We start from the raw sequence: 16,774 nt of genomic DNA on the forward strand, positions 1-16,774 counted from the left end.
AACGCAAAGAGCATCGAAATATTGAACGCCTGAGTGTTAAAGATCCTGACTGCCATTACCCTTTTATTTCAATAACAGAGCCAGATCTCGTCCCCCCCTAAACTAAAGCTATTCTTTATCTTCTCCCGTTAACCTCGATCTAAACATCTGTTTAAAAATAATCGTTCAACCTAATAGGTTTAAGCTATTGAATGTATCGGCTATAACGATTTCCTAAATTTTGCTGTTTTAACAATAATGGCTTCAGAGATTTGATTTGCACTACAGTATAAAAACTTAAAATTATAGTTAAAAGGATTCCATCATGATCAACACAGAAATCAAGCCATTTAGCGCAACAGCTTACAAAGAAGGCAAATTCGTAGAAATCACTGAGAAAGACGTTTTAGGTAAGTGGGCGGTATTCTTCTTCTACCCTGCTGACTTTACTTTTGTATGTCCAACTGAGCTTGGCGATCTAGCTGACCATTACGCAGAGCTTCAAGAGCGCGGCGTTGAAGTATTCTCTGTCTCTACAGATACTCACTTCACTCACAAAGCATGGCACGACAGCTCTGACACTATCGGTAAAATCAACTACTACATGGTAGGCGACCAAACGGGTAATATCACAAATAACTTCAATGTTATGCGTGAAGGTCAAGGTCTTGCAGACCGCGCTACTTTCCTAATCGATCCACAAGGTGTTATCCAAGCAATGGAAATCACTGCTGAAGGTATCGGTCGTGAAGCTGATGATCTAATGCGTAAAGTGAAAGCAGCACAATATGTTGCAGCACACCCAGGTGAAGTTTGCCCTGCAAAATGGAAAGAAGGCGAAGCAACACTTACTCCTTCTCTAGACCTAGTAGGTAAGATCTAATCTTCTTTACCTTTGATAATAATGAGTGATTTTATTCTCTATATAGATTCACTTATTACTTATCCTACTTTTAAATAATTCACTTATTTAAAAGTAATAAGGCATCAAGCATAAACGTCATGTTTGGTGCCTTATTCATTCAAATACCTTCAAACATATTTAAGCCTTTTTATATAGGCGATATGTCGTATAACAGTAGATCCGCATTCTTTATCTGCTGTTAAGCCGTAAATAAATTAAAAAGGCGAGATTATGTTAGAACAAAGCATGAAGCAGCAATTAAAAGCGTATTTAGAAAATTTAAAAACAGATATCCAACTGGTATTAAGTTTAGATGATAGTGACACTGCACAAAAACTGCATGAGCTTGCTCACGAGATCGCAGAACTAAACGATAAAGTGAGTGTTATTGAAGATAATAATGCCAGTGTACGTAAGCCTGTAATGCAAGTGGTTAACCCAACCAAACAGACCTCAATGAGCTTTGCCGGTCTTCCAATGGGACACGAATTTACTTCATTGGTATTGGCGCTACTACACAGCGGTGGTCACCCAATGAAACTAGAGCAAGCGGTTATCGACCAAATCGCAGCTTTAGATCAAGATATTGTTGTTGAAACCTTTATTTCATTATCTTGCCAGAACTGTCCTGATGTTGTGCAAGCGTTCAACATGATGGCAGCGATTAACCCACGTATTAAAGCAACCATGATTGATGGCGCAGCTTTCCAAGACGAAGTCACTGAACGTAATATCATGGCAGTACCGACTGTTTATGTGAACGGTGAAGTCTTTGGTCAAGGCCGTATGTCGCTTACTGAAATTTTAAATAAGTTAGACACGGGCGCTGCTAAAAAAGTAGCGGCAAGCCTAACCGAAAAAGCCCCATTTGATGTATTAGTTGTCGGTGGTGGCCCAGCGGGTGCATCTGCTGCAATCTACGCGGCACGTAAAGGCATCCGTACTGGTGTTGTTGCTGAGCGCTTCGGCGGTCAGGTAATGGATACCATGTCTATCGAGAACTTTATTTCTGTTAAAGAAACCCAAGGCCCTCGTTTAGCGGCAAGCCTTGAAGAGCACGTAAAACAATACAACGTTGATATTATGAGCGAGCAGCGTGTTAATCACATTGTTGAAGCTGCTGATACTGAAGATGGTTATACGCACGTTTATCTAGAAAGCGGCGCAATGCTAAAAGCACGTAGCGTGATCATCAGTACTGGCGCTCGCTGGCGTGAAATGAATGTTCCTGGTGAACAAGAGTATCGCAATAAAGGTGTGGCTTACTGTCCTCACTGTGACGGTCCATTATTCAAAGGCAAGCGCACAGCCGTTATCGGTGGTGGTAACTCAGGTATTGAAGCGGCGATTGATCTTGCGGGTATTGTTGAACATGTGACTGTGCTTGAATTTGCTGACACATTACGTGCTGACCAAGTGTTGATCAATAAAGCAGAAAGTATGCCTAACATCGACATTATTAAAATGGCACAAACGACAGAAGTGGTTGGCGATGGTACTCGCGTTACAGGTATCAGCTACAAAGATCGTAACACGGATGAAATCAAACACATCGAACTTGCCGGTATTTTTGTTCAGATTGGTTTAGTGCCAAACACTGAGTGGCTAAAAGAATCCGCCGTTGCATTAACACCACGTGGTGAGATTGAAATTGGTGCTCACGGTAATACTAACGTTAACGGTATTTTTGCAGCCGGTGATGTTACAACAGTTCCTTACAAACAAATTATTATTGCAATGGGTGAAGGTGCTAAAGCAAGTCTAGGGGCATTTGATTACTTAATTCGCACCCCTGCACCCAATAATAAATAGTATAACTATTAATTTTTAAGGCCGACTCGAAAGAGTCGGCCTTTTTATTATAAAAAATTAATTATTTAACTTAAGGGAATAGTGTTTATTAAACAATGCTTTTTCTATTTTACTTACATGCCAGAAGTTTTTGTTTTTAACTTTCCCAAAAAGTACATCATTTAATTCAGTTGTATGCCAATACTTTGGATCATTAAACTCTTTATCAAGATTAAGTTCCTGATATTCATCATTAGCTTTTAATGGTTCATCCGTAACACAAGCCAGACCTTGATAGTTTAACAATTTCGTCATTCCATAATGTTTAGCTACCATTTCATCCATAGTGAGGTTAAGTTGCCAAATAACATAATCTCTGGGACCATCTGATGCCAAATATAGTTTTTTTGATAAAGATGCTAACTTATCAGCATCATATAAGTATTGCCATAATTCACTATACTCATCTTTCGTTGCTAAATGGTTATTTAAAGGGCAAAGGCTTCTAATTCCCCATCCATTTGCTTCTCTATCTAAAAGCCTATCACTGAGAATAGTAAACGTTTTATTTTTTATCTTATATTGCTTCGATGTTGTTAGTTCAAACTTACTTATTTTCTTAGTGGCAATGAATTTTAAATCACTCGATATAGCTCTTAAAAATAGAGGACACTTAGGGGCATCATCATAATGGATAACAACAGAGTCATTTTCATAAGAGTCATAATATTCAAGAGAGTAGTTCCATTGACAAGACGTTAAAACATCAAATTTTACATTTTTTAATTCAGCGCCTGTATTAGATAAAAATTCGATGTTAATTGTATTATCATCTATAAATTCAGTTTCTAATAATAATTCAGGAATAGGATTTAAAGGTAATTGCGTTCTCTCAATATCAGTTAGATCATTTGAAACGAGGCTTGCTGAAAAATAATCAGCAAAACCATATGTCATACCACTCGAGTGCCCATAACCAAAGCCATGAGCAATTTCATGATACCAAGTCGTGTAAGCTGAATTAGTAAAATGTCTGTACTTACTATACTCAGGTTTAGTGTACTTGTAGTAAATCGAAGCCCACCCACCTGTCGTTGTTTCAAATAACGATAAGTTTGGCGTACTTCCCCCTCCAACGCCTTCTGCTTTATATTCATTTCTCATCACTTTTAATGTTAATCGGTGACCTTCTGCACCAAATCGCATTAAATTTCTTTGTGAAATAGGAAGTAAATCGTCACTATAATTATCACAGTTTTCATTATTTAAACTGCACCGTCGTTCAAAAAAAGCATCTTTTTCTTTTGTATAATTAAATGTATTCGCCAATAAGTGCATATTAGCTAAATAGACCTCAATAATTTTTCTTTCTACTTCATCAGGTAAAGAATAACACGTTGTACCGTCACCTTCTTTTTCAGAACATAAATCTTGATAAGGCCCCATAATCATTTGAGGATTAAACATTTTAGTTTGACTTTCAAGTTTAATATCTGCTGGAGATACAGAATAAAAATCGAGTACACCAGAACTATATGGTGGTAATTGTTGTGATAATTGTATTAGCACTATATTACCGTCAAACTTAACAGAAACCATTTTTAAAGGTAATGATGTTTTATTATCTATGTGCCAGTAGCCATCAATATAATTGAAATATATATCTGTGAAGTTAAATTTATTGCTCGGTTCATTGTTTTCTATATTAGTGATAACAGCATCAACTATCGGTGTTTTTTTTGGTGATACCAGCAAGTTTGTCTCAGTATATTTTACATTTTCATATTTTATCGATGTCAACGGTTCCTTTTCAAATAAAGCTTCTATTTCACAATCATTATTTACGCTATCAATGGCATATAATTCACCTTTTAACTCGCCATTACATCCTTTTATAGAGATAAGCTTATTAAATTTACTTGGGGAAATAGTTACATTAGTTTTTTTATCTTTTTCTATATGAAAATCTGATGGTAACAACTCACCATCACCCTCAATTTTAGACGTTACGTGATATTTTTTCTTCTTAAATTCAGCATTAATGTTACAGCTACTTATATCATTAATAATATAATGTTCATTATCAAGGTAACCGTTACAGCCGGAAATTTTATGTAATATATATTGAGTATTATCTTTTATAATAAATCGGTTTTCTTTATCAAATACTAATAAATCTGAATGAGGAACGTTTACACCATCAACTGAAACAAGTAGGTTAATATCTTGTTTTTTTTCATTTTGATCCGGTATCGGAAGCGTCTCATCTCCTTCAATATTCTCATCAACAACTGTTGAATCTTCAGGCTGAGGAAAAACATTATCTTTCATGTCTTCATCAACAACCGTTGAACCTTCAGGCTGAGGAGAAACATTATCATTTATAACGGGAGGGTTTTCTGGGGGTAATGCATCATTACTGTCAACAACGTCTTGCTCATTAGGGCGTGCAAAAGACTCTACATCAGATAAAGGTCCAATATTACTTTTTTCATTATCTTCCTTACAACCAAACATAGCCAAAAGCATAATTGAAACCACTATATATCTCATCAACTATTCCCTTAATCAATACAATTCAACCAATAGCATACACGCTACGCACCTAGGCGCATAATGAAGTGATAGTGTACTCGATGATTCCTTAGCTCAACCTCTCATCTACAACTTAAATATTGATTTTATTTAAATTATCATGGCAGTCTTTGTTGATATTCAAAATTCCTTCTATGATGATAATCGCACTTACACTTATTCCAAGAGAGAATAGTCAAGTTCTTTAATATTAAATATCTATTAATAAACACAATACCGATTAAATACCTACAAACACTAACCAATGCGGTTATTAATATCCATTTCAAATAAAATATGCACCAGAATACATATCAATCCTTAATGAGACATCATGAAAACCAATCAAATTTATTAATATAATTATTTTAATCAATACCTTATAATCACTAACCACTATTACAGTGACATTTCATGCAGTATTAGCGATATTCTCTTCTAGTTACTTTTTTTTAATCGCGCATTTTGTCCCTTTTTTTACCCATATTTCCCTCAGGGTATATTTCTTTACCTAGATAAATCTCACTTTTGTTGCTTAAGGGATTCCTTTATTACAATAATAAGTAAACTCAATTATGACTTTTAAGAATGCCCTTTTGCATTCACCTTATTTTAAAGCAGGAAGCTAATGTTATGGAATATTTAGAGAGAATTAAGCGTTTAGCTAAGGTTCAAGGTATTAGCCAAAAACAACTTGGCGAAGCTCTAGATCTTCAACAAGGCACGATGAGCCGTAAACTATCCGGCAAGTACGGCATTGAAGTTCGTGAACTAGAAAAAATTGCAGATACATTAAATACCTCTATTGGTTATATTTTAACAGGTCAGGTCGATACAGGTACTCAAGCAACAACAACAATCAGTACTGAGTTAGATAGTGCCGCGACATGCACTTACATCCCTGTTATTCACCGTAAAGACTTTTCAGCATATAACGACGGTAGCTCTGTCGAGGTGATCAGCAAGCGCGCGATCCCCCAGCACCTAGAGCGTGAAGAGTGTTTAGGCCTGTTAATCGATAACGAAAATATTTCACAATGTGCGCCTGTTGGTAGCTATGCGCTAGCGACAAAAAAAGCCGATTACCGTCCAAAGCAACCTGTTTTTGCTTCTGTTCGTGGTAGTGAGCCTGATTTTTACCATATGACGCAACTCGCTGATGGTGTTGTATTCTCTACATCACAACCTGATTTTCCTAACTTATTCGTTAATAACGATGAGTTTCAAATTCACGGTTACATCATCCAATCTGATTGGGCTTACGATCGCCTGTAATTATCAGAAAACATCGAATATACGAAAGCCTGCGAGAAATCGCGGGCTTTTTTATTTTCCTTTTCCCGATATCATTTCAATAGTTTACCGACTCAATATCTTTCCAGTACACTGAGACGCATTCGATTTGATTTAGGTATTCACTCATGCAAACAGTTATGGTCGCTTCAACCAACCCAGCAAAAGTTGCTGCTGTACGCGATGCTTTCTCTCTCGCCTTTCCTCTGCTTTGTTTTAATGTTGAAGGTATTGCGGCCCAAAGTGGTGTTCGAGATCAGCCCCTTACCAATGACGAAACCTTGTTGGGCGCTCGAAATAGGGTAAAACACTGTCGTGAACAATGTCCTGATGCTAACTACATTGTGGGATTAGAAGCGGGGATTGACGACAAATTTACCTTTGCATGGATGGTGATAGAGCATGGCGGGCAATATAGTGAATCACGCTCAGCATCATTACCGTTACCGCCATTAGCCCTTGAGAAAATACAACAAGGCATGGAATTAGGTGACATTATGGATGAAATGTTTAACCAACAAAATGTGAAACAAAAAGGCGGAGCGATTGCGATGCTCACCAATGATTTATTAACGCGAAGCTCGGTTTATCAGCAAGCGTTAATCTTGGCTTTGATCCCTTTCCTTAATCCGCAATTGTTCTAATAAAAAATAGGATATTGTTGAAATAACAATATCCTATTTTCAACATGATTATTGCTCTGGTTTATTCTGCGCAAGAAAATTCGCTAACCATGCTTTTGTTTCATCATCCTGATGTTTTAACTCATTAGAACCTCGGGTGATTGTAGCAACACCGACCCCTAATAATTCACTGATCTTACGCTGACTACGTTCACCATTGAGTAATTCATGGACGATATTCACACGTGAAATTAATGCTTCTCGCTCATCATGAGTTAATAATACTTGGAATAACAACGCATCTCGCTCCTCTGCAGAAGCATGGCGGATCAAATCAAGTACATTCTGCCACTCGGTGAAGTCAGGGCTATCAGAAGTTGTTGTCATAGTTACCTCATCAGGTATGTCATCTTGCTGCAGTGTACCTTGATAATCTATCGACACCAAGATATCAGCCAGTAATTCTCGATATTACAAATAAGAAAAAGCCGAGTGTCACAACACTCGGCTTTTATGGTTAATCACGATAGTAAGTCACTGTTATTAATAACGGGCTTTTAACTCTTTCTGCGTTAATAACGGTGCCTTTTTACCCATTAGTTCATTGTAGTACACATCGAACATAAGCACATTTTGCACATAACCTCGGGTTTCATTAAATGGAATTTGCTCAATAAAGCTATACACATCTAACTTACCGTCGGTCTGTTTTCTCCACTGTTTTACGCGACCAGGCCCTGCGTTATACGAAGCAAAAGAATAAATACGATTATCGTCATTGTTATCTAGCATCATTTTTAGGTAGCCACTGCCTAAGCGAATATTAACGCCAGGATCAAATAAGCTTTCTTTACCAGCATAATCTCGGCCTAATTTCTTCGCTGTATGCGCTGCTGTTGCTGGCATTAATTGCATTAAACCACGCGCACCAACGTGTGATTGCGCATGAATATTTAAGGCACTTTCTTGTCGAGCTAATGCCATCATGGTAGATGTCGGTATACCACGTTTTTTACTAAAGAAGTCAAACCACCATTTATGCGCGAGTGGGAAACGAAGTGCCATATGATCCCATAATTTACCTGAAATCGTCGCCTGAACCGCTAAGTGATGCCACTTATGTTTTTCCGCATATACCGCTAACTCACGTTTAGTTTGTACCCCTTGTACTCTCGATAATAAGTAGCCCCATTCACGGTTTGCTGTTATTAGCCTATCAGTATCTATTAACTCACCAATACGTTTTAAGGTCTTAGTATAAGGTTGAATTAACTTAGTCGATGTTGGCCCTTTTTGATTAGGGTATACAATCGGCTTATGTAAGATTGTTGCAGCAGCAGCACTATAAAAATCACGCTCACCTAACAGTGATTGATAAATTTTATCGGCTTGCTTCTTTTGCCCTTTTTTCGCAAGTAGCTGCGCTTGCCAGAATGTCCAACGAGAGCTGTCTTTCGCCTCTTTTGGCAAGCGATTGATCCACGTTTGTACGCCGCTCCAATCCGCTTCCCGGATCGAATTACGAATACGACGTTCTAAAATACTCACGTTTTGGCTCGTTTTCAGTTTGCTATCACGCCATTTCGCTAACGCAGGATCACTGGTTGACATGAGTCGTGATGCCACCGCATCAGCCAATGCTTGCTTGGTGGCTTTATCAAAATGCTGGCCCGCAACCACTTGATTATATGAAGCAACAGCTTGCTTAACATCAGCACGCGCTAAGCGATAATAGGCCGCTTCAGTTAACGCTTGGTTGAACTTGGTCACTTTGCTCTGTTTAGCAAAATCAGCCACGCCTTGAGGCTTATCTAATAGCGCAAGAATTTTGTCGCCCGTGGCTTGTGAACTGCCTGTTAGTTGCTTATCAAGATAGGTAGCTAAACTCTTATTCCCTTTCTTAAACGCTAGCAACATACGATCAAGAATCAAGGTATTAGTACGTTTACCCGCAGCCGTCCATGCTTCTAATAATGGGTCACAAACCGCAGGTAATGTTCCCCCCGTCTCCCACAGTTTCTCTACTCCCGCCCATGCTTGGCTTGCATGACCGGTTTGGCTCTTAGCATAAAAGTAAGAACATTTTAGAGAAGTACTACTTGGCTCTGTTGGCTGCATCGATAGGAAGTCACGCCATTTCTCAGCCCCTGCAAGATCAGACAGGTAGTTACGCTGAATGGTTTGGCTAAAAGGCAATGCCTTATATTGGTTAACAAAGGTTTTTACTTGGCTAGGTGTTTTATTATCTAAGTCTTTATTAAAGAGACGGTATTCCAAGTAAGGGTATAGCGGATACCCACCTAATTTACTTTTGTTGGCATTAAATACCGCCATATTATTGTTATCAAACGCTGTTTGCGCCTGATCATACCAAGTACGCTGTTGCTCTAACGAGGCTGCCTGCACGGTAAACGTGCTAATCATGCCCAGTGATAACAGTGCAATCGAAAAAATATTGGGGGAAGTTGGAATGCGTGGCACTAGAAGCTCCATATCAAATAGATGAAAGTAGAATCCCAGTTGCTTGGGCTAAACGGTACCAGCAACTACATCTGAGACAATCATATTAGCAAATAATTCATAAGCCTATTCAGATAATGGAATAGCCTTTTGTTACATTTATGCGAAATCAACCTGCTTTTTTGAGTCAGTTTTTTTATTGCTCTCGCCACCAAATATAAACAATTCTGTTAAACTTCAGTCCAGAACAGGTAAAATATTCCCTTTCATTTTTTAAGTAGAGATCACACACGGATATGGCTGATTACGTCTATACCATGTCGCGAGTGGGAAAAATCGTCCCACCTAAGCGTCAAATTCTAAAAGATATTTCACTGAGCTTTTTCCCTGGCGCTAAGATCGGTGTCCTCGGTCTAAACGGTGCAGGTAAATCAACATTACTACGTATCATGGCGGGTATCGATACTGATATCGAAGGTGAAGCACGTCCACAAGCAGGCCTAAAAATTGGTTACCTACCACAGGAACCAATCCTAGACGAAAGTAAAACGGTACGTGAGATCGTTGAAGAATCAGTGTCTGATGTAAAAGAAGCACTGATCCGTCTTGACCAAGTATACGCAGCTTACGCAGAACCTGATGCAGATTTTGATGTACTTGCTAAAGAGCAAGGCGAGCTTGAAGCACTAATCGAGACCAAAGATGGTCACAACCTAGGTATGCAACTTGAGCGTGCAGCAGATGCACTTCGTCTTCCAGAATGGGATGCTGTGATTAAGAACCTATCCGGTGGTGAGCGTCGCCGTGTTGCTATCTGCCGTCTACTGCTTGATAAGCCTGACATGCTCCTACTTGACGAACCAACCAACCACTTAGATGCTGAATCTGTGGCATGGCTTGAGCACTTCCTCGTCGATTACAGCGGTACTGTTGTGGCTATCACGCACGACCGTTACTTCCTAGATAATGCTGCTGGCTGGATCTTAGAGCTTGACCGTGGTGAAGGTATTCCATGGCAAGGTAACTACTCTTCATGGCTAGAGCAAAAAGATGCACGTCTAAAACAAGAAGCATCTCAAGAGCGCGCGTTACAGAAGACTATCGAGAAAGAACTTGAGTGGGTACGTCAGAACCCTAAAGGTCGCCAAGCGAAATCGAAAGCACGTATGGCACGCTTTGAAGAGCTACAAAGCAACGATCACCAAAAGCGTAATGAAACTAACGAGCTATTCATTCCACCAGGTGAGCGTCTAGGTGACAAAGTTATCGAAGTGAACAACCTAACCAAATCGTTCGGTGATCGCGTACTTATCGATGACTTATCATTCAGCATGCCTAAGGGTGCTATCGTTGGTATCATCGGTGCCAACGGTGCGGGTAAATCGACCCTATTTAAGATGCTAAGTGGTACAGAGCAACCTGATTCAGGTACTATTGAGCTAGGTGATACTGTGAAACTGGCATCGGTTGAGCAGTTCCGCGATAGCATGAACGACAACAACACGGTTTACCAAGAGATTTCTGAAGGCGCTGATATCATCAAGATCAACAGCTTTGAAATCCCTGCGCGTGCATACGTGTCTCGCTTTAACTTCAAAGGTAGTGACCAACAAAAACGCATTGGTGATCTATCTGGTGGTGAGCGTAACCGTGTTCACCTTGCGAAACTACTTAAAGCAGGGGGTAACGTATTACTCCTCGATGAGCCAACCAACGACCTTGACGTTGAAACGCTACGTGCACTAGAAGAAGCGCTACTAGAGTTCCCAGGCTGTGCAATGGTGATCTCGCACGACCGTTGGTTCCTAGACCGTATCGCAACACACATCCTAGACTACCGTGACGAAGGTCAGGTGAACTTCTTTGAAGGTAACTTCACTGAATACGCTGATTGGCTGAAGAAAACGCTAGGCTCAGATGCGACAGAACCACACCGTATCAAGTACAAGCGTATTGCTAAATAAGCAATTCACTCGTGATAAATGAAAAAGAGCGGCTTCGGTCGCTCTTTTTGTTTATTAATAAAACAAGGGAGATAAGACCATTAAACTGCAAGGCTATTACACAAATGAGAGACTGGTAACTAGCAATAATTAATCTAAGCACATAGACTCTAGCTTCAGAAATTGCTCAATGTGTCTTCTTTCATGATGTTTAATATAAAATCGCTTGCTACCCAACTACATAAAAGTAATAAAAAAGCATTACTGATTAATAGTTTTCGTTATGGGGCCCTATTTCTGCTTTGTGGCGCGCTTACCTACAGTACACATGCCATATTTGAGCTTTATACCTCAGCCCAAAGCTCCCACCAGCAAGTCTCTAAACTACAAAAACAAGCCTTAGAGCTCAGTGCATCATTATCTGAAGAAACCGCATTAAATAAAACGTTGAACGCGACAATAGAGCAAAAAAAACAAGCCTTAACAATACTTAATCAACGTATTGATGATATGGAGAGTGTGCTGGGATTAGGTGAAAAAAATAAAGATCTTGATCTTCAAAAACGCGTTAATACCGCTGCGATCAATTCGGCAGTAAAAGCTACCCTGTTTCAGCTTATTCCTAATGGTGAACCCACTCCAAATGTACAATTAACATCAGGGTTTGGTACCCGTGTGCACCCTATAACTAAACAACGAAAAAGGCATGATGGTTTAGACTTTGCGGCAAAAAGCGGGACGCCTATTTATGCCCCAGCCGATGCGGTAATAGAAAAAGCGAAGAGCAGCAAACATGGTTATGGTAATCAACTGATCTTAAATCACGCCATGGGATTTGTATCGACTTACTCCCATATGAGCAAATTTAATGTCAAAGCAGGACAATTTGTGAATAAAGGGGAATTGATTGGCTGGACAGGAAATTCAGGTCTTTCCACAGGCCCTCATCTCCATTATGAGATCCACTTTTTAGGAAAACCGTTAAATCCACGTCCCTTCGTCAATTGGGATATTAAAAACTTCGACACGATCTTTAAAAAAGAACCCAATGTACAATGGGCATCCTTACTCGACACGGTGGGTAGTATGGTTGAGATGCAGATACAGCTTGCTTCTAAAAATCATGAAGCAACATTTCAAACCGTTAATCAGCCGAAATCAAATCCCAAACAAACCAACACACCTTAACGGTGAGCGATAACGAAAAACGAGAGGCACGGTTCTTTATTCAAAAGAAACACCTCTCGCATTTCATTAATTGATCAGATCTAACAGCTCATGAATGGTTTTGACAGGCGTGATCTTCGCCCCTAAGCCTTCCATCGATTTATGGTAATTACGGTAAGGGATAAAAATTTCGGTAAAACCATGCTGCGCTGCTTCTTTTACCCGAGGTACACCGCTATCAATTGGGCGCACATCACCGTTAAGACTGAGCTCTCCCATAATGCACGTAGTACGCGGCACCACAAATTCATTCAGACTACTTAACAACGCCGCCACCAGCGCTAAATCAATACAGGTTTCCGACTCGTCAATTTTCAAGCCGCCAACAATATTGAAAAAAGTATCGTGATAAATCTTGGTCTTCGCATGTTTACGTAAGATCCCCGTTAGCATCTTTATCCGGTTCATATTCAACCCCACACAAACACGCTGTGGAAACTCACCTTCAGTTTCAGTGGTTAAACACTGGATCTCTAACAATAGGTTACGGTTACCTTTTCGAATACAGGTAATGGCAGAGCCTGAAGATTCTGTTGTTGAGCCAGATAAAAAGATCTCACTTGGATTATCAACACTGAGCATACCGCGCTCTGTCATACGGAAAATACCAACCGTATCAACATCACCAAAACGGTTTTTATTGGCACGCAATGTACGTACCTGCCCATCATTGGTATCAATGTGCAGCAGAGAATCGACAATGTGAACAAGGGTCTGAGGACCGGCAATTTCATTGTTTTTATTCACATGTGCGATCAAAAACATCGTCACATTATTTTGTTTACAGTACTGCGTTAATGCTTGCGCTGCCGCCTTTACTTGCGATGGCGAACCCGGGCTACCATTGGCAAGCTCTGTTGATACCGCCTGAATGGAGTCAATCACCGCAAACTTGATTTGCTTCACTTCAAGCTCTGCGATGATCGCTTCAACACTGGTTTCCGCCATCAGATATAAATTATCTTCATTGCAATTTAACTTAAGTCGGTTTACACGGTTCTTAAACTGCGACAGAGATTCTTCTGCTGTACAGTAAAGTGATGGCATCAGCTGTGACATCCGAGAAACCAGATCTGACAATAGCGTTGTTTTACCCGCCCCTGGATCACCAGAAATAATATTCACAGATCCCGTCGTTAAACCACCGCATAACACACGATCAAGCTCGCCAATGCCCGTTAGCATTTTTTCAGCTTCAACGGTTTCAACTTCATTGAGTTTTTTAGAACCGCCCCCCACAACACCCGCATAGCCGCCAATACTTGAACGTGCCGAGCTACTGGTTAAGCCAGACTTGGTGTTAGGGATCGTAAATTCAGTGATCGTATTCCACGATTTACATCCAGAGCACTGACCTTGCCAACGAGCAAAGTCCATCCCACAATCACTACAAACATATGCTCGTTTTGCTGCTTTTGCCATTCTTTACCCTAAATGTCTAATCCATCGAATAAACCAATATTATTCAATGTAAACCTCAACTTAAATGTGAATTTTTGTTACTTTACATTAAACTTTTATCACCATTAGCAGATAATACTATCAGTGAATCTTTTAACAGAAAATAAAATGCAGTTGGACGATTACAAAGCACTCATAGAGCAACTACTACCTGCTTATGGAAGTGAAGATTTCCACCAAGTTTTTGATAGTTTAACCAGTAATGAATCAGGGCCGATCAAACTCCGTATCAAAATGGAAATTAATCGGTTAATGGCCCCGTGCAAAAAAATCATTGATTTACGTGGTCGTGTAAAAGGTCAATGCCGCTCTTATACTTTTAATGGTCAAACCCATTGGCTTGATGATGTTGCTATTAATATTCTTCACCGCCGTAGTAAGGTCTTCAATAATCAATATTGCGTTGGTCTCTATGAGGCCTTGGTGAATACGCATAATAATTTTAGAGAATTACATCAACAAGGTGAGCGTGCAACATCGACGGAGAAAAAAGTAACCACAGAGTTATTTACCGCTAATTTGATCCGTTTTGGTCATTATCTCCATCGAGAAGAAAACCGACTGCAAATTAGCACCCCCGTAACTATCAGCATTCCTTTTAATCAACAGATCTGGGGAATGACAACGGATCTTTCGTCATCAGGAGCGAAATTTAAAGTCCCTTCGGCCTTTAGCTATCGGTTAGGACAGACTATTGATGCTTACTTCCCACAATTGGCAGAAATACACAATGAGCCTCTTTTGGAGCAACCTCATCGCTATCGGGTATTAGGCATTGATGATAACCCTGAAGACGCTAGCTTTAAATGGCTACGTCTCATTGCGCTAAGTGAAAATGAAGCGTTAAAAAAACTGATCATCGCTAGTCAAAATAAAGGCATACTCCGCCATCGAAATAATCATGAAGATAAAATTATTCAGGCGCGTACCCAAGGCTATGAACATTGCTTTCTTAAACATACCGTCGGGCTGCCTCTCTTTTTCTCTGATACTGAGCTTAAATACGCTTTACTGACCGATCACAACCGTTATTTATGGCAATACTGGCACGATGAACGTAATCAGCCCGTGATCAATCAATTATTATCAGAGCAGCGTATTGCTTCACTTGGACATAAAGGGCTAAAGCAATCTAGCACCTTAATTTATTGCTTCCATCACGATCATCAAGGCCACCGTTATTTTTATTCTGCCGCTTTACCTGAAATGGACCAAGAACAACGCCGTATTTTTTGGCAATTAGGCTCGCACCGTGATAGTTGGCGAGTGATGCGGTTGACGGTTTCCCCTTTACGTCAACAAGAGCTTGAGAAGCTCAATGATGTTGCCCCTGAAATGATTGAGAAATTCCAAGATCTCACCCATGTTGGGGTTCTGCAAGATATCACCCATAAAAATACCCAATCAGATTATCATTTAACGCAGAAATCAACGTTATCCAGCCAAGCGATCAACCCATTTAGACATCCTAAAAATCCGGTTTGTTTGGCTGAAGCGATCCATTTTGATCCAAAACCTCAACGCAGTGAATCTCGTTTTAGCTATAAAACAACGATCTCGTTATATCAACAAGGGCAATTAATTAGCCATGGCCACTCTATCGACTTTTCGAGCCGTGGACTCAATATTAATCTTGATACGCCATTTCGCTGTAAAAAAGATGATCACGTTACGATTAAATTTGAGCAACTACAGCGCTTGGCTAAACTCGACATCTTAACCCGTATGCCCTATCAAGTGATTCGGACTAGCCCTAACGGAAAAAATATCCAACTTACGATACGAGATAGTCAAGAATCACGCGTCGGTGAAAAGTTTTTACGTAAACTTATTCAAAATAATGAAGAAAGATTCGCACTTTGTGAGGAGCAACTTCCCTCGCCTGCTATGTTACTTGCTATGCACCAAATGCTATTAACCCGCTTAAATAGCATTCCTTATTTTGCCGAAAAGATAGATCACAAAATAAAAGTCAAAGCTGTTGGATCAAACTTTCCACTGTCGCCACTCGCTGATATTTTTTATCAGCTGGGCGAGCAAAAACATTTTGAACTTGGCTTACTGTTTAAGCGTCGAGTAAATGAAATGTTAGCTTATCCTATGCGCCCTATCGAGAATATACGTGAACCTTATGTTCATGAACTCTATATCGCTTTTGAGCAAATTGATGGCAAGGTAAAAAAGATAGCAGTTAAAGCTAGCTATGAGTTTGAAAGCGTCGAAGAGCGTATTCGCTTTATCTCATTTGCACGAAAAAGCGGTAGCTTTATCGCTATTCGTGTCACCGCCTTACCTATTTTTAATCCTTTAACAGCATTAATTGGTGAAAAACTGAGTGAATTAGCGCGTTTAACTCTCCATCGAGCACGAGCTTTAGAAGCCGAATTTATTTCTTTGATCGGTTGCGGCGAAATCTTTGATATAACAGATGAAGTGTTAGTTCGATTAGAGATCAGCTAATAACGCTTTTCTTTAGCCATTAAAAAAGCCGTTGATCGTTTCTATAATAAATAGAGACA

At 39.8% G+C, this 16,774-nt stretch carries 11 protein-coding genes; 7 read left to right on the forward strand and 4 right to left on the reverse strand.

Annotation, left to right across the window (positions count from 1 at the left end; genetic code table 11):
- Nucleotides 1-304 precede the first annotated feature (304 nt).
- Together ahpC and ahpF are read left to right on the forward strand one after the other, a co-directional pair.
- Entirely contained in the window at nucleotides 305-862 is a 558-nt protein-coding gene (gene ahpC / locus C9J40_RS09840; protein ID WP_107207311.1) for an alkyl hydroperoxide reductase subunit C, read from the forward strand.
- Nucleotides 863-1,114: 252 nt separating this feature from the next.
- Nucleotides 1,115-2,695, forward strand: coding sequence for an alkyl hydroperoxide reductase subunit F (gene ahpF, locus C9J40_RS09845; protein WP_107246712.1), 1,581 nt, complete (start codon nucleotides 1,115-1,117; stop codon nucleotides 2,693-2,695).
- Between the two features lie 57 nt (nucleotides 2,696-2,752).
- Here ahpF and C9J40_RS09850 read toward each other — a convergent pair whose 3' ends face one another.
- Entirely contained in the window at nucleotides 2,753-5,227 is a 2,475-nt protein-coding gene (locus C9J40_RS09850) for a hypothetical protein (protein WP_107246713.1), read from the reverse strand.
- Nucleotides 5,228-5,881: 654 nt separating this feature from the next.
- On the opposite strand from C9J40_RS09850, the gene C9J40_RS09855 reads away from it, so the two are divergent.
- Together C9J40_RS09855 and yjjX are read left to right on the forward strand one after the other, a co-directional pair.
- A complete protein-coding gene (locus tag C9J40_RS09855; RefSeq protein ID WP_045128392.1) occupies nucleotides 5,882-6,523 on the forward strand; it encodes a helix-turn-helix transcriptional regulator in 642 nt (213 codons plus the stop codon).
- Nucleotides 6,524-6,669: 146 nt separating this feature from the next.
- Nucleotides 6,670-7,185: an inosine/xanthosine triphosphatase gene (yjjX, locus tag C9J40_RS09860; protein WP_107246715.1), complete on the forward strand. Its 516-nt coding sequence runs from the start codon at nucleotides 6,670-6,672 to the stop codon at nucleotides 7,183-7,185.
- Between the two features lie 48 nt (nucleotides 7,186-7,233).
- Here the strand turns inward: yjjX and trpR are convergent, their stop codons facing one another.
- Both trpR and sltY read right to left on the reverse strand, forming a co-directional pair.
- Complete coding sequence (trpR, locus tag C9J40_RS09865) at nucleotides 7,234-7,551, reverse strand: trp operon repressor (RefSeq protein ID WP_107207326.1); 318 nt, start codon at nucleotides 7,549-7,551, stop codon at nucleotides 7,234-7,236.
- Between the two features lie 156 nt (nucleotides 7,552-7,707).
- On the reverse strand, nucleotides 7,708-9,657 hold the full coding sequence (gene sltY / locus C9J40_RS09870) for a murein transglycosylase (protein WP_107207307.1): 1,950 nt from the start codon (nucleotides 9,655-9,657) through the stop codon (nucleotides 7,708-7,710).
- A 263-nt stretch (nucleotides 9,658-9,920) separates the two neighbouring features.
- Here sltY and ettA point away from each other — a divergent pair, with 263 nt between their 5' ends.
- Both ettA and C9J40_RS09880 read left to right on the forward strand, forming a co-directional pair.
- Complete coding sequence (gene ettA, locus C9J40_RS09875; RefSeq protein ID WP_107246717.1) at nucleotides 9,921-11,588, forward strand: energy-dependent translational throttle protein EttA; 1,668 nt, start codon at nucleotides 9,921-9,923, stop codon at nucleotides 11,586-11,588.
- A gap of 183 nt (nucleotides 11,589-11,771) precedes the next feature.
- Nucleotides 11,772-12,755, forward strand: a complete 984-nt coding sequence (locus C9J40_RS09880) for a M23 family metallopeptidase (RefSeq protein ID WP_107246719.1) — start codon at nucleotides 11,772-11,774, stop codon at nucleotides 12,753-12,755.
- Nucleotides 12,756-12,821: 66 nt separating this feature from the next.
- On the opposite strand, the gene radA is transcribed toward C9J40_RS09880, so the two are convergent.
- Nucleotides 12,822-14,216, reverse strand: coding sequence for a DNA repair protein RadA (radA, locus tag C9J40_RS09885; RefSeq protein ID WP_005369493.1), 1,395 nt, complete (start codon nucleotides 14,214-14,216; stop codon nucleotides 12,822-12,824).
- 147 nt (nucleotides 14,217-14,363) lie between these two features.
- Here radA and C9J40_RS09890 point away from each other — a divergent pair, with 147 nt between their 5' ends.
- The gene (locus C9J40_RS09890) at nucleotides 14,364-16,715 is read left to right on the forward strand and encodes a PilZ domain-containing protein (protein WP_107246720.1); all 2,352 of its coding nucleotides are present in this window, start codon (nucleotides 14,364-14,366) and stop codon (nucleotides 16,713-16,715) included.
- Nucleotides 16,716-16,774: the final 59 nt, after the last annotated feature.

The sequence above is a fragment of the Photobacterium sp. GB-72 genome (genome assembly GCF_003026095.1).
Taxonomy (GTDB): domain Bacteria; phylum Pseudomonadota; class Gammaproteobacteria; order Enterobacterales; family Vibrionaceae; genus Photobacterium.